Genomic DNA, 14113 nt, shown 5'->3' with positions numbered 1-14113 from the left:
TTACGGTTCCCCATACAAACCAATCAAACGCCGCACCACACCGTTCGTCCAGCCAAACCCATCCTGCAACGGATATTCACCACCGCCACCTTCACGCGGTGTACTGCTGGCAATATGGTATTTCTCAATCAGCTTGTGGTGTTTCTTATAGAAATGATTCACCGTTTGCAGCCAGCTGTGGGCAATCTCATCCCCCAGCGAGTCGTTGCCATAGCGTTTAAACCCCTGAATGGCCATCCACTGCAACGGTGCCCAGCCGTTAGGTTTATCCCACTGTTCGCCGGTTTCATGCTCGGTTGCTAAAATACCACCCGGCGTCAACAGACGGGCGTTAACGGCATCGGCCAGCCGGTCGGCCTGCTCGTGGGTCGCCATGTCGACATACAGCGGCACAATGCTGGCGGCGGAGAACAACGCCATCTCTTCGCGTCGCCAGTCATAATCACGGTAACAGCCGTTCTCGTCATCCCACAGATAGCGGTTTACCGCAGCCCGGCGATCGCTGGCCTTCTGGCGGAAATGGGCTTCGGCCACTTTGTCGCCTTTCCGGCCGGAAAGATTGGCGATGGTGCTTTCCAGTTTGTACAGGAAGGCATTTAAATCGATGGGAATAAATTGCGTGGTGCGAATGCTGGCAAGCCGTCCGGCATCACGCAGCCAGCGGGAGGAGTAATCCCAGCCCGAAGCCGCACCCGCCCGCAGGTCGCGATAGACCTCGTTCGGCGGGCGGCCGGAGTGTTTCGCGGTTTCTACATCCTCAATCCATGATTCATCGCGCGGCGTGTCACGGTCGTCCCAGTAGCGGTTAAGCATGGAGCCGTCCGGCATTCGTACCACGTGACGGTAGGCCTGGTTCAGCAGCAGCGATTCCGCGCCGTCCATCCAGAAGGCGTATTCCAGTAACAGATGGTCCAGATAGCGCCGGGCACCGCGCACGCCATCTTCCTCGAACAGTTCGACCATCAGGGCAAATACAGGCGGTTGCGAGCGGCTCAGGTAGTAGGTGCGGTTGCCGTTGGGAATATGGCCGTAGCGCTCAATCATCCACGCGAAGTTGTCCGCCATGCACTTCAGCATGTCGTGACGCCCGCTTTCCGCCAGCCCCAGCATAGTGAAATACGAATCCCAGTAGTAGGTTTCGCTGAAACGCCCGCCGGGCACGATGTACGCCTGCGGCAGCGCCAGCAGTGACGACCAGGGAATATGGTCCTGCGGTTCGCGCGTTAGCACCGGCCACAGATTATCGATATGTTCTTTCAGGGAATGATTCGGGTCAGAAATATATTCGCTGGAGAGCACTTCCGGCATCCAGAAGTGGTTCTCAACGAACTGGCGCAAATCGAAATCCCGGTGACGTTTTACCTTGCGGTAGCGGATAAGAATATCCAGCGGATCCATTTTCGGCGCGCAATCGGGGAAGGTTTTGCTGTCTGCAAACAGCCGTGATGACTGCACGTGCTCAAACAGTTCAAGGTAACGATCGGCAGGGGTGAGGGCATCGGATGCGGGCAGCCCCTCGATCATTTCGGGTTCCGGCTCCGCTTCAATCATTTCATCCAGTTTCAACTCGCAGGGATCGGCCTCGTAGCGAAGTTCTTCCTCAATCCTGAACTCGACGATATCGGCGGCGTGTAGTTTCTGGCTGAACATAGTGATAGGGACCTCCGGTTGTGTTCACAATGACAGGTTTTTCCGGGTGTCTCATAAGCGTAGACATTCGCTTCGATGCGTGGGGAGTTAAATGTGCGGTAGATCACGTTTTACTGGGGGCGCAAAAGGTAAAAGGTTACACAGGTTCATGATATTTAAACCATAAACCTGCTAACCCCCATCCCTGAACACCTTAAAATTCAGAGCATTCACTTTGCAACAGAGTATGTATTAACCAGGGAACTAGTAGGCTTCTTCTGTTTCTACTTCGACACGCAGTGAATGTGCCTGCGCGAAAATTTCTTCAGCCGCGAGAAGAGGGCGATGACCTTTGCCTTCAGGCTGGATCACAAATTGCAGAGACTCACAAAGAGGAACGTCATCGTGTTTTTTACCGTTGCCAATAATGGCATTTGGCGCAAACGGGACGAGGGCATTCGCAAATGCATGGTTCATTGAATCACGATCCTGGTAATGCTCTTTATGCATCCCCAGTGCACTACTGATAATGGCGCAATCAATCATCGTGCCCGTCAGCCAGTAACAGGAAGAGGCATATCCCGCACACCAGCGCAGTCCACTACCCTGGGTGAAATTCTGCAATAACTGTGTTTTTCCGCCGGCGAAACATGACCCCAGCATCAGGCCTCTGATGTTGAATTTTGCGGATTTCTCACTAACGGCGCTGAGGATTTCCTTCAACGGCACTTTTGCTATGTGTGTTGAGCTGCCATGGGCGGCAACATAGACGATGGTATTTGCAAAAGTTTGCTTACACAGGCAATCAAGCGCGGTCTTAAAACTACTTTTGTCGTAAAAATTCAGAAAATAGACATCGGTGTCCCCGTGTAACTTTGCGATGCCCTCGATAAACGGTACAACCGAAGAACGGTTAGAATCTTGCCCATCTAACTCCCACGGGGACTCAATCACCAGAATACAATTACTGCTTGTGTGTTTTGGCATTAAAAACTCACTTAAATAAAATTATTACGTTATGTGATTTGGAATTGTTTATTTAAACGCTTTTATTTTGCAGACCAACTCTGCAAATAAATGGACAAAATCGCTGTTGTTTTGGCATAGCGCTGTAAGGCATTAAAGGGATCCACTCACTCGTCATCCTTTCAGATGACAACACTCAAAATGGAACCTCTATGAACCTTAACGCGAAGCGTCAGGGCGCTATGCCTTTGTCTTTACAGAATACGCAGCAAAACACTATATCAGACTTAAATGGCTTAATAGAAAACCGACAATTGGTAGGTTGGAATATCCGGGGGGAGAAAATAAGCGCAATCATTTATCGCAGTAATTTAAGTGAAATTTCGTTCTACGATATTTGTTTTTCTAACTTAACGCTCAATCGTTGTTGTCTGGAAAATATTACCTTTGAAAACTGCGATATGCGCAATGTCTGTTTTTCACATTCAATGGTGACAAAGCCTATTGTCTTTCGAGGTTGCCAGGTGGCGGGAATGCGTTTGATGCATATGCACAGGAGGATGTTTGTTTTCGAAGAATGTTCTGGCGTCGGGCAAATATTAATCGCCTGACGCCAGAGGCAATGCGAGATTAACGCATGGTCACAAACTCTTCCGCCGCAGTTGGGTGAATAGCCACGGTGTTATCGAAGTCTTTCTTGGTTGCGCCCATTTTCAGTGCCACAGCAAAGCCTTGCAGGATCTCATCCATACCAAAGCCAATACCGTGAATACCGACAATTTTCTCGTCCGGGCCAACGCATACCAGCTTCATGCGGCATGGCTGACGGTGAGAGGTGACGGCGGTATACATCGCGGTAAATGCCGACTTGTACACTTTCACCTGGTCATCGCCATACTGCTCGCGCGCCTGGGGCTCAGTTAAGCCCACGGTGCCGATTGGCGGGTGGCTGAACACCACGGTCGGGATGTTGCTGTAGTCCAGATGCTCGTCCGGCTTGTTGTTGAACAGACGCTCAGAGAGACGACGGCCAGCGGCCACCGCAACCGGAGTCAGTTCAACGGCACCGGTGTTATCACCCACCGCATAAATGCCAGGCACGCTGGTGTTCTGGAATTTATCGACGACGATATAGCCTTTATCGTTGGTTTTCACGCCCGTAACGGCCAGGTTGAAGTTGTCGTTTGCCGGTTCACGGCCAATGGCCCAGATCAGGCAATCAACGGTCTGGCTGCGGCCATCTTCCAGCTCCAGGGTCAGGCTGCCGTCTGCATTTTTCACGACTGCTTTTGGTACAGCGTGGGTGTGCAGGGTCGGGCCTTCGGCGTTCATCACTTCGACCAGGGTGTCGACGATCAGCGGGTCAAAGCTGCGCAGTGGCGCGTGTTTACGTACAAACAGGTGCGCTTCGGCACCCAGGCCGTTAATCACACCTGCCAGCTCAACCGCGATGTAACCTGCGCCAACAACCGCAACGCGTTTTGGCAGGGCAGGCAGTTCGAAGAAACCGTCGGAGTCGATACCGTATTCCACACCAGGAATGTCCGGGTGGCTCGGGCGGCCACCGGTGGCGATCAGAATATGATCGGCGGTGATCGTCTCACCGTTGACTTCGATCGTTTTGGCATCAACAAAGCGTGCAAAACCCCGGATCACATCAACGTTGTTTTTGCCCAGTACGTTGTCATACGAGGTATGGATACGGTCGATGTAAGCCGTACGGCTGGCAATCAGCTTGTCCCAGTCAAAGTTATTGATGGTGGTGTCAAAGCCGTAATCCGGGCCATACATATGGATAGCTTCACGGATTTGCGCCGCGTGCCACATCACTTTTTTCGGTACACAACCCACGTTCACGCAGGTGCCGCCAAGCTCTTTGGCTTCAATCAGCGCACACTTCTGGCCGTACATGGCTGCACGGTTGATAGAGGCGATACCGCCGCTGCCGCCGCCGATTGCGATGTAGTCATAATGCTTCGTCATAGCTTTTGTCCTTAATCGTGAATTGCCGCGATTGTATACCTGAAATCAATAGGTTCCACCAATGACTGCGATTACTCAGGCACGATCCAGCTCACTGTCGCATGGCCGGTACCGGCTGGCACCAGCGTTTTGTGCAGCCACGGCAGCACGTTGTTCATTTGCGCTTCGAGCTTCCACGGCGGGTTGATCACAATCATGCCGGAGGCGGTCATGCCGCGCTGGTCGCTGTCCGGGCGCACGGCCAGCTCAATTTGCAGGATTTTGCGGATGCCGGTAGCTTCCAGGTCTTTGATCATGCGCTTGATTTGTGCACGCAGTACCACCGGATACCACAGTGCATAGGTGCCGGTTGCAAAACGTTTGTAGCCTTCGTTGATGCCTGTCACCACGGCCTGGTAGTCGGTTTTGATTTCGTATGGCGGGTCAATCAACACCAGGCCACGGCGGGAAACCGGCGGCAGTTTGGCTTTCAGCTGCTGGTAGCCATCGGCTTTTTCCACGCGTGCGCGGTTGTCTTTCTGGAATTCGGAACGCAGCAGCGGGAAATCGCTCGGGTGCAGTTCGGTCAGCTGAAGGCTGTCCTGCTCGCGCAGCAGCTGGCGAGCAATCAGCGGAGAGCCCGGGTAGTAACGCAGCTGGCCGCTACGGTTGAAATGCTCAACCACACCGATATAAGGCTCCAGCTCTGCCGGCAGGTCATCCTGCTGCCAGATGCGGGCGATGCCTTCAAGGTATTCACCGGTACGCTCGGCGTGCTCGCCGCTCAGCTGATAACGGCCCGCGCCAGCGTGCGTGTCCAGGTAGAGAAAAGGTTTATCTTTCTCTTTGAGCGATTCGATGATCAGGCTCTGAACGGTGTGTTTAAGGACGTCGGCGTGGTTGCCTGCGTGAAAGCTGTGGCGATAACTGAGCATGGATGCAGAGATTCCGGGAAGTAAACAAGTTAAGCGCTAGTTTACCGTAGATCTGCCTGGATTACCGCTAAAGCACCGTGCTGTTTCAATTCCGGCAAAAGCGTTGCAAAACATATCGGTGTCATAAAAGTGTCAACCAGCAGGGATAGCGTCGCAGGCAGGCAAGGTAATTCTTTGAATAAAAGGAAAAATAATGAAGCTGCAATTCACACTGCTCACATCAGCACTCCTCCTCGCGCTGCCGGTACTGGCAAAAGAGGTTCCGCTCAGCCTGGCGGCCGACATCGCCAGCAGCGTTACGCCAGCATCTGCCAGCCCGTCGTTTGATGCTCTTGAATCCCAGGCGCTGACCCAACTGCGTGCCGCGCTGAAAGGTGATGCCGCCACGCTCACGCGTGACCAGCTCGAAAAGGCGAAGCAGAATAAAACCCAGGCCGATAAAGCCTGGCTCAAGGCCAGCGGCTATGACTTCCGGGTAAAAGAGAACCAGCAGGCGGGTATCGAGCTGCTGTCGGCATTCAGCAAACTGCCAGAGACCATTATCAACGAAAATCTCAAAACCGTGACCGCCATTAACCGCGATGCTTCGCAACTCACTCGCCACCAGGCACTGGCGGATGCCGAAGGGATTAGCTATCTCTATTTCCTGAGCGACGCGCTGGGGCCGCGTCTGGGCAAGGCATTTCTTGATGCCTACGACAAAGGGGAACTCGGCAAAGCCGCCGCGCTGATTAAGGCTTCAGAAGTCAGCACGGGCGAGGCGAAAAAGCACTTTAATAACCCGCGCCCGTTCCTGATTCAGGGCAATACCATTCATCTGGTGCCTGATGATGTGGTGGTGAAAGACAATCATCCCTATACCGCTGACGGCGGTTCGTTCCCGAGCGGGCACACCAACACCGGTTACACCGACGCGCTGCTGATGGCAGAGATGATCCCGGAGCGTTTTGATGCGCTGGTGACGCGGGGGGCACGCTATGGTTATTCCCGTATTGTCCTCGGCGTGCACTATCCGCTGGATGTGATGGGCTCGCGAATGGTGGCGCAGCGTAATGTGGCCCATTATCTGAATGACGCCAAATATCGCGCGCTGTTTAACGAGGCCCGCGACCAGCTGCGCACTGCGCTGGAAAAAGAGTGTGGGACATCGCTGGCTGAGTGCGCAAAGACCGACGGCAAGAACGATCCGTATCGTGACCCGGCCATGCAGACGTTCTATCGTTTCACCATGACCTACGATCTGCCGCAGCAAAAAGGCGAACAGCAGAGTCTGAAAGTGCCTGAAGGGGCAGACGTGCTGCTGGAAGCGGCGCTGCCAAACCTCAGCACGGCCCAGCGCCAGGCGCTGATGGTGAAAACGGCGCTGCCTGCGGGGTATCCGCTCTCCGGGACAACGCCGGATCAGCAGTTCTGGCAGCGTCTGAACCTGCCTGCCGCCTATGCGCTTGGGCATAACGTACACTAAGCCCCCGCGCCCGATAGCGTTACGCTGTCGGGCGTAATTCCCCGCTTCCGCCATTGAAATCCTCTACACTTAACCCCATTACTGAACCAATATGCACAGCGCCGGACGCGCGCTTCATTCATCTTCTTCAACAGGACAGCGCTTATGACCAATCCATTACTGACGCCTTTTTCGTTGCCACCGTTTTCTAAAATCCTCCCTGAGCATGTGGTTCCAGCCGTTACGCAGTCGCTGGATAATTGCCGTGCGGCGGTAGAAAGCGTGGTGGCGCAGGGCGCGCCGTACACCTGGGAAACTCTGTGTCAGCCGCTGGCGGAAGTGGATGACGTGCTGGGCCGTATCTTCTCCCCAGTGAGTCACCTGAACTCGGTGAAAAACAGCCAGGAGCTGCGCGAAGCCTATGAGCAAACCCTGCCGCTGCTCTCTGAGTACAGCACCTGGGTGGGTCAACATGAAGGGCTGTACAAAGCCTACCGCGACCTGCGCGATGGCGATCACTATGCGTCACTGAATACTGCGCAGAAGAAATCTGTGGATAACGCGCTGCGTGATTTTGAGCTGTCCGGTATTGGTCTGCCGAAAGAGAAACAGACTCGCTATGGCGAAATTGCCGCGCGCCTGTCTGAGCTGGGCAACCAGTACAGCAACAACGTGCTGGATGCCACGATGGGCTGGACGAAACAAGTCACCGACGAAGCGGAGCTGACCGGGATGCCGGAAAGCGCGCTGGCGGCAGCGAAAGCACAGGCCGAAGCGAAAGCGCTGGACGGTTTCCTGTTAACGCTGGATATCCCAAGCTACCTGCCGGTAATGACCTATTGCGACAATCAGGCGCTGCGTGAAGAGATGTACCGTGCGTACAGCACCCGCGCGTCAGATCAGGGCCCGAATGCGGGCAAATGGGACAACAGCCCGGTGATGGCTGAAATCCTCGCCCTGCGTCACGAGCTGGCGCAACTGCTGGGCTTTGAAAGCTATGCCTTCAAATCCCTCGCCACCAAAATGGCGGAAAACCCACAGCAGGTGCTGGATTTCTTAACCGACCTGGCGAAACGCGCTCGTCCACAGGGCGAGAAAGAGCTGGCCCAGCTGCGCGCCTTCGCGAAAGCGGAATTCGGCGTGGATGAGCTACAGCCGTGGGATATCGCTTACTACAGCGAAAAACAGAAACAGCATCTCTACAGCATCAGCGATGAGCAACTGCGCCCGTACTTCCCGGAAAACAAAGCAGTTAACGGCCTGTTCGAAGTGGTGAAACGTATCTACGGTATTACCGCCAAAGAGCGTACTGATATCGACGTCTGGCACCCGGACGTGCGTTTCTTCGAGCTGTACGACGAGAAGAACGAACTGCGCGGCAGCTTCTATCTGGATCTCTATGCGCGTGAAAACAAACGCGGCGGGGCATGGATGGACGACTGCGTGGGCCAGATGCGTAAAGCCGATGGTTCGCTGCAAAAACCGGTCGCTTACCTGACCTGTAACTTTAACCGTCCGGTGAATGGCAAACCTGCGCTGTTTACCCACGACGAAGTGATCACCCTGTTCCATGAGTTTGGTCACGGTCTGCACCATATGCTGACCCGCATTGAAACCGCAGGCGTTGCCGGTATCAGCGGTGTGCCGTGGGATGCGGTCGAGCTGCCAAGCCAGTTTATGGAAAACTGGTGCTGGGAGCCGGATGCGCTGGCGTTCATCTCTGGTCACTTTGAAACCGGCGAACCGCTGCCGAAAGAGCTGCTGGATAAAATGCTGGCGGCGAAGAACTACCAGGCGGCGATGTTTATCCTGCGTCAGCTGGAGTTCGGCCTGTTCGACTTCCGTCTGCACGCGGAGTTCAGCCCGGAACAAGGGGCGAAAATCCTCGAAACTCTGGCCGAGATTAAAAAACAGGTCGCCGTTATTCCTGGGCCAACCTGGGGTCGTTTCCCGCACGCGTTCAGCCATATCTTCGCGGGCGGTTACGCGGCAGGTTACTACAGCTACCTGTGGGCCGATGTGCTGGCGGCAGATGCCTTCTCTCGTTTCGAAGAAGAGGGGATCTTCAACCGTGAAACCGGCCAGTCGTTCCTGGATAACATCCTGACGCGTGGCGGCTCTGAAGAGCCAATGGTGCTGTTCAAACGCTTCCGTGGCCGTGAGCCGCAGCTGGATGCGATGCTTGAGCATTACGGGATCAAAGGCTGATTGTTACGTGAAGATCTGCTTAGTAGATGAATCAGGCGCCGGAGACGGCGCCTTATCTGTTCTGGCGGCCCGCTGGGGGCTGGAACACGATGACGAAAATCTGATGGCGCTGGTAATGACGCCAGAACATCTGGAACTACGTAAACGCGACGAGCCGAAGCTTGGCGGCATCTTTGTCGACTTCGTGGGCGGTGCCATGGCGCACCGGCGTAAGTTCGGCGGTGGACGCGGTGAAGCGGTAGCGAAAGCGGTCGGGATCAAAGGCAGTTATCTGCCGGATGTGGTGGATGCCACGGCGGGGCTGGGGCGCGATGCCTTTGTGCTGGCGTCTGTTGGCTGCCGCGTGCGGATGCTGGAGCGCAATCCGGTTGTGGCGGCGTTGCTGGACGACGGGCTTGCGCGTGGCTACGCGGACCCGGAAATCGGCCCGTGGTTGCAGGCGCGTTTGCAGCTTATTCACGCCTCCAGCCTGACGGCGCTGACGGACATCACCCCGCGCCCGCAGGTGGTCTATCTTGACCCGATGTTCCCGCATAAGCAGAAAAGCGCGCTGGTGAAAAAAGAGATGCGTGTGTTTCAGTCGCTGGTGGGGCCGGATTTAGATGCCGATGGCCTGCTGGAGCCTGCCCGCCTGCTCGCGACAAAGCGTGTGGTGGTGAAGCGCCCGGACTATGCGCCACCGCTGGCGGATGTTGCTACAACCAATGCGGTGACCACCAAAGGGCACCGGTTTGATATTTATTCGGGGACAGCGGAATAAAAAAAGCCGGGTGGCGGCTTCGCCTTACCCGGCCTACGTTCAGTGCCATTTTTAGGCCCGGTAAGCGTTAGCGCCACCGGGCTTTTTTGTATTTACTCGTCTTCTTCGTCACGCAGTGGAACAATCAGCATATCCACGTGAACGGTGTTGATCAGCTGACGTGCCGAAGACATCAGCTTGCTCCAGAAGTCCTGGTGATGGCCGCAAACCACCAGATCCATATCGTATTTCTTGATTGCATCAACCAGTACCTGACCCAGATCGCCGCTACCGCTTAAGGTTTCGGTGATAGGGTAGCCCGCGTTGGTAGACAGCTCGCTCAGCGCATGGTGAGTCTCTTCGGAGATACGCTTTTGCATATCGCCCAGATTCACATCGATCAGACCGGTATAGAGATCGGAGTAGTTCACATCAACGTGAATCAAAGAAACTTTCGCGTTATAGGGACGCGCCATGGATACCGCTTTATCAACCAGCACTTTGCTCTCCGGGGAGAGGTCTACCGCGATGAGAATGTGTTTGTAAGCCATAGTGTTACTCCTTCCTTAAGTTATCGATGACTAAAAGAGAAAGCCGTCGTCTGATGCTTTCATTACGGCCCAGTTCAACAAATTTTTCAAGCCTTCGCGTTGATAACGATTAACCTTGTGGCAAAAAAATTAACGGATCTCCTACACTATTTAATGAGCCGTTCGGATATTAAAACGCGAACCGGATCGACTTTTGAGTCATTCTTTCACTGAACTGTCTGTCAGGGCATTGGGGTGCGGTAGCTCAGGAGCCTTGCTTCGTGGGCGGACGCCGGGGAGGATGTATGATTAGCACCGTCGCATTGTTTTGGGCGTTATGCGTAGTTTGCATAGTGAATATGGCGCGCTATTTCTCATCGTTACGTGCGCTGTTAGTGGTACTTCGTGGTTGCGATCCGTTGCTTTATCAGTATGTGGACGGTGGAGGGTTCTTCACCTCGCATGGACAGCCCAGCAAGCAGATGCGTCTGGTGGGGTATATCTATTACCAGCGCTACCGCGATCATCACGATGAAGAGTTTATCCGTCGCTGTGAGCGCCTGCGTCGTCAGTTCATTTTAACCAGCGCCCTGTGCGGCCTGGTCGTGGTCAGTATGATTGCGTTGATGATTTGGCACTGAGCATAAAAAAAGCGGGCCAGTTTCCTGGCCCGCTTTTTTGTTGCGCTTAACGAATTAAATCAGCTTCAGCGCAATCCAGTACAAACCACCAGACAGCAGGATGGATGCCGGGAGTGTGAACACCCAGGCCATCAGAATGTTGGTCACGGTTTTGCGTTGCAGACCGCCACCGTCAACAATCATGGTACCCGCCACGGAGGAAGAGAGTACGTGTGTCGTGGACACTGGCATCCCGGTGTAGCTCGCCAGACCGATAGAAACTGCCGCCGTCATCTGCGCGGACATACCCTGCGCATACGTCATGCCTTTCTTACCAATCTTCTCGCCGATGGTGGTTGCCACACGGCGCCAGCCAATCATCGTACCGATACCCAGTGCCAGCGCTACCGCCATGATGATCCAGATTGGCGCGTACTCAATGGTATTGAGCATATCGCCTTTCAGTTTCTTCAGCAGTCGCTGGTCGTCAGCGCTTGCGCCTGGCTGTTTCGCCACTTTATCCGTCACATCAGAGATGCAAAGCATAATGCGACGCAGCTGACCGCGCTGCTCAACGGTGAGTTTGTCGTAGCTTTCGATATCGCCCAGCATACCTTTCGCACGTTCCAGCGCGTTAATCGCATTCGCCGGATGGCAATGGAATTCGCCAGGTGCGGTGGTTGCGCCCGCCTCAGGTGAAGGGATCAGCTGGTCAACACCGGTCGCTTGCTTCAGCAGCTCAGGGTGCTGCTGGAAGTAAATTTCGACGTTGTTCACGGCATCACGAGTACGCGTGATTTCGTAACCGGAAGCATTCATGTTGACCACAAAGCCTGCCGGAGCAACACCAATCAGTACCAGCATCACCAGACCAATACCTTTCTGACCATCGTTCGCGCCGTGTGAGAAGGCCACGCCGATAGCGGAAAGGATCAGGGCAATACGCGTCCAGAATGGTGGTTTTTTCTTGCCGTCTTTCTTCTCACGCTCTGCCGGTGTCAGGTGAATACGGGAGCGTTTTTTAGTATTGCTCCAGTAACGACGCAGGATGAAAATCAATCCACCTGCTACCACCAGACCCACGATAGGTGAGACGATAAGTGAGGCAAAAATCCCAATCACTTTCGGGATGTTCAGCGCATCAACAACCGATGTACCGGTCATCAGGGCGTTCGTTAACCCAATACCGATAATCGCGCCGATGAGGGTGTGAGAACTGGATGCAGGCAGGCCGAAATACCAGGTACCGAGGTTCCAGATAATTGCAGCAAGCAGCATTGAGAACACCATAGCAAGGCCATGGCCAGAACTAACGTTAAGCAGCAGATCCGTTGGCAACATATGCACGATGGCATACGCAACGCTCAGTCCGCCCAGGAGGACACCAAAAAAGTTAAATACCGCCGCCATAACAACCGCAAGTTGCGATTGCATTGCGCGAGTGTAGATAACCGTTGCTACTGCGTTTGCAGTGTCGTGGAAGCCGTTGATTGCTTCGTAAAACAGAACAAAAACCAGTGCAAGCAATAATAAAAGCCCGGTATGTAAATCCAGGCCAGCAAACAAATGTAGCATAGGACGTTACGCCATTTTGAGGACATGAACGCGGCGCATTATCCAGGACAAATGCGCAACGGGCAAAGTGAAATATAGCTTTTTTTTGATATTCCTTCGGCTTTGTTGGGCTTAGGTAAAGAAATATATTTTATATTTCAAATATATGACTGATATCTGGCTTATTTGCGCTGGTGCGACCACAGCGGAAACTTTACAATCCGCGCAGTTAACGAAGAGGGTTTTGACGTGGAAAGGTTTGATGCCGTTGTGATTGGGGCCGGTGCGGCGGGTATGTTTTGTGCGGCAATGGCCGGGCAAGCGGGCCGTCGGGTACTGCTGCTGGATAATGGTAAAAAACCTGGACGCAAGATCCTGATGTCTGGCGGGGGCCGCTGCAACTTTACCAATTTGTATGTCGAACCCGCGGCGTATTTGAGTCAAAACCGTCATTTTTGCAAATCTGCGCTGGCGCGCTATACCCAGTGGGATTTTATCGATCTGGTGGGTAAACACGGCATCGCCTGGCACGAAAAAACGCTGGGTCAGCTGTTTTGCGATGACTCCGCCCAGCAGATTGTCGATATGCTGGTGGCCGAGTGTGAAAAAGGCGGTGTGGTGACGCGCCTGCGCACGGAAGTGCTGGAAGTATCGCGCGATGAGCAAGGCTATACGCTGCAACTGAACGGTGAAACCGTCAGCGCGGATAACCTGGTGATTGCCAGCGGTGGGCTGTCGATGCCGGGGCTGGGGGCATCACCGTTTGGCTACAAGATTGCAGAACAGTTTGGCCTGAAGGTGCTGCCTACACGTGCCGGGCTGGTGCCGTTTACGCTGCATAAGCCGTTACTTGAACAACTTCAGACGCTCTCTGGCGTCTCTGTTCCCTCCGTTATTACTGCCGAAGATGGCACGGTATTTCGTGAAAACCTGCTCTTCACCCATCGCGGGCTTTCCGGTCCGGCGGTGTTGCAGATCTCCAGCTACTGGCAGCCGGGCGAGTTTGTGACGGTCAATCTGGTGCCTGATTGCGATCTGGAAAGCTTCCTGAACGAGCAGCGCAATGCGCATCCAAATCAAAGCCTGAAAAATACGCTGGCGATGCAGTTGCCGAAACGTCTGGTTGAGTGTTTGCAGGTGTTAGGGCAGGTGCCGGATGTGTCCCTTAAGCAGCTTAACAGCCGCGATCAGCAGGCGCTGGTCGATACTCTGACAAACTGGCGTGTGCAACCCAATGGTACCGAAGGCTACCGTACCGCAGAGGTGACGCTTGGCGGCGTCGATACCGATGGGCTCTCCTCGCGTACCATGGAAGCGCGTAACGTACCGGGTCTCTATTTTATTGGTGAAGTGATGGACGTCACCGGCTGGCTTGGCGGGTATAACTTCCAGTGGGCGTGGGCGAGCGCATGGGCGTGCGCACAGGCTCTGGCAGAGAAATAATCACCCTACGCAATTATTGCACCAACATTTCCCCGGCTTTCCACTAAGCTTCGACTCAGAAAAGCAATTTCAGGTGCCCCGCT

At 54.3% G+C, this 14113-nt stretch carries 12 protein-coding genes; 6 read left to right on the top strand and 6 right to left on the bottom strand.

The annotated features are described in order from the left end of the window. Together N1249_RS21250 and N1249_RS21245 are read right to left on the bottom strand one after the other, a co-directional pair. Window positions 1–1650, bottom strand: coding sequence for an alpha,alpha-trehalase (locus N1249_RS21250; protein ID WP_259833190.1), 1650 nt, complete (start codon window positions 1648–1650; stop codon window positions 1–3). A gap of 243 nt (window positions 1651–1893) precedes the next feature. After that, entirely contained in the window at window positions 1894–2616 is a 723-nt protein-coding gene (locus tag N1249_RS21245; protein WP_259833188.1) for a hypothetical protein, read from the bottom strand. 191 nt (window positions 2617–2807) lie between these two features. Here N1249_RS21245 and N1249_RS21240 point away from each other — a divergent pair, with 191 nt between their 5' ends. Further along, window positions 2808–3206, top strand: a complete 399-nt coding sequence (locus N1249_RS21240; protein ID WP_259833186.1) for a pentapeptide repeat-containing protein — start codon at window positions 2808–2810, stop codon at window positions 3204–3206. A 19-nt stretch (window positions 3207–3225) separates the two neighbouring features. On the opposite strand, the gene gorA is transcribed toward N1249_RS21240, so the two are convergent. Both gorA and N1249_RS21230 read right to left on the bottom strand, forming a co-directional pair. Then, window positions 3226–4578, bottom strand: coding sequence for a glutathione-disulfide reductase (gene gorA, locus N1249_RS21235; protein WP_259833184.1), 1353 nt, complete (start codon window positions 4576–4578; stop codon window positions 3226–3228). Between the two features lie 71 nt (window positions 4579–4649). Continuing rightward, the gene (locus N1249_RS21230) at window positions 4650–5492 is read right to left on the bottom strand and encodes a 23S rRNA (adenine(2030)-N(6))-methyltransferase RlmJ (RefSeq protein ID WP_014072201.1); all 843 of its coding nucleotides are present in this window, start codon (window positions 5490–5492) and stop codon (window positions 4650–4652) included. Between the two features lie 193 nt (window positions 5493–5685). Between N1249_RS21230 and N1249_RS21225 the strand changes: the two genes are divergently transcribed. From N1249_RS21225 to rsmJ, 3 genes are all read left to right on the top strand, one after another. Next, entirely contained in the window at window positions 5686–6957 is a 1272-nt protein-coding gene (locus tag N1249_RS21225; RefSeq protein ID WP_259833182.1) for a phosphatase PAP2 family protein, read from the top strand. A 144-nt stretch (window positions 6958–7101) separates the two neighbouring features. Further along, window positions 7102–9144, top strand: coding sequence for an oligopeptidase A (gene prlC, locus N1249_RS21220; protein ID WP_259833179.1), 2043 nt, complete (start codon window positions 7102–7104; stop codon window positions 9142–9144). Window positions 9145–9151: 7 nt separating this feature from the next. After that, entirely contained in the window at window positions 9152–9904 is a 753-nt protein-coding gene (rsmJ, locus tag N1249_RS21215) for a 16S rRNA (guanine(1516)-N(2))-methyltransferase RsmJ (RefSeq protein WP_259833176.1), read from the top strand. 92 nt (window positions 9905–9996) lie between these two features. Here the strand turns inward: rsmJ and uspA are convergent, their stop codons facing one another. Continuing rightward, entirely contained in the window at window positions 9997–10434 is a 438-nt protein-coding gene (gene uspA, locus N1249_RS21210) for a universal stress protein UspA (RefSeq protein ID WP_003861223.1), read from the bottom strand. A 284-nt stretch (window positions 10435–10718) separates the two neighbouring features. Between uspA and uspB the strand changes: the two genes are divergently transcribed. Beyond that, window positions 10719–11054, top strand: a complete 336-nt coding sequence (uspB, locus tag N1249_RS21205) for a universal stress protein UspB (RefSeq protein WP_003861224.1) — start codon at window positions 10719–10721, stop codon at window positions 11052–11054. Window positions 11055–11108: 54 nt separating this feature from the next. On the opposite strand, the gene pitA is transcribed toward uspB, so the two are convergent. Then, the gene (gene pitA / locus N1249_RS21200; RefSeq protein WP_259833174.1) at window positions 11109–12608 is read right to left on the bottom strand and encodes an inorganic phosphate transporter PitA; all 1500 of its coding nucleotides are present in this window, start codon (window positions 12606–12608) and stop codon (window positions 11109–11111) included. 228 nt (window positions 12609–12836) lie between these two features. On the opposite strand from pitA, the gene N1249_RS21195 reads away from it, so the two are divergent. Next, window positions 12837–14030 (top strand): NAD(P)/FAD-dependent oxidoreductase, encoded by a 1194-nt coding sequence (locus N1249_RS21195; RefSeq protein ID WP_259833172.1) that lies wholly within the window; start codon window positions 12837–12839, stop codon window positions 14028–14030. Window positions 14031–14113: the final 83 nt, after the last annotated feature.

The sequence above is a fragment of the Enterobacter sp. CP102 genome (assembly GCF_025152625.1).
In the GTDB taxonomy this organism is placed as follows: domain Bacteria; phylum Pseudomonadota; class Gammaproteobacteria; order Enterobacterales; family Enterobacteriaceae; genus Enterobacter; species Enterobacter soli.
The sequence above is the reverse complement of the archived record's forward strand: the minus strand, read 5'-3'. Positions and strand labels throughout refer to the sequence as shown.